The 709-nt window shown below is 71.5% G+C and carries 1 protein-coding gene; it reads left to right on the forward strand.

The genetic code is table 11. From position 1 onward, the window contains the following. Positions 1-709, forward strand: a 709-nt coding sequence (locus tag D588_RS25350; RefSeq protein ID WP_043085914.1) for an efflux RND transporter permease subunit, incomplete at both ends; no start/stop codon positions are given.

Below are 709 nucleotides of genomic sequence, written 5' to 3' on the forward strand. Positions count from 1 at the left end.
CGCCCCGCGCCTGGGCGCGGCCAGCCGCAACGGCCACGAGGCGGTGCTGGGGACCGCGCTGATGCTCGCCGGCGGCAACAGCCGCACTGTGGCGCAGGCCGCGGCCACGCGGCTGGCGCAGGTGAACGCGTCGCTGCCGCCTGACATCGTGGCGGCGCCGGTGCTGGACCGCAGCGTGCTGGTCAACGCGACCATCAGGACCGTGGCCAGGAACCTCACCGAGGGCGCGCTGCTGGTGGTGGTGATCCTGTTCCTGCTGCTGGGCAACCTGCGCGCGGCTGCGATCACCGCGCTGGTGATTCCGCTGTCGTTCCTGTTCGCGGTGATCGGCATGCACCGCTTCGGCATCAGCGGCAACCTGATGAGCCTGGGTGCGCTGGACTTCGGCATCCTGGTGGACGGGGCGGTGATCGTGATCGAAGCGACCCTGCTGTTGCTCGGCCAGCGCCGCGCCGCGCTGGGCCGTGCGTTGAGCGCGACCGAGCGCCTGGGCGTGGCCGCCGAGGCGGCGCGCAAGATGGCGCGGCCGGCCGCCTTCGGTCAGTTGATCATCCTGCTGGTGTTCGCGCCGATCCTCACCCTGGAGGGGGTGGAGGGCAAGACGTTCCAGCCGATGGCGGCCACCTTCATGCTGGCCCTGGTCGGTGCGTTCCTGTTTTCCTTCACCTTCGTGCCGGCGATGGCGGCGCTGCTGGTGCGCGAGCCGCCG

This window comes from Xanthomonas sp. SHU 308, assembly GCF_000364645.1.
In the GTDB taxonomy this organism is placed as follows: Bacteria; Pseudomonadota; Gammaproteobacteria; order Xanthomonadales; family Xanthomonadaceae; genus Xanthomonas_A; species Xanthomonas_A sontii.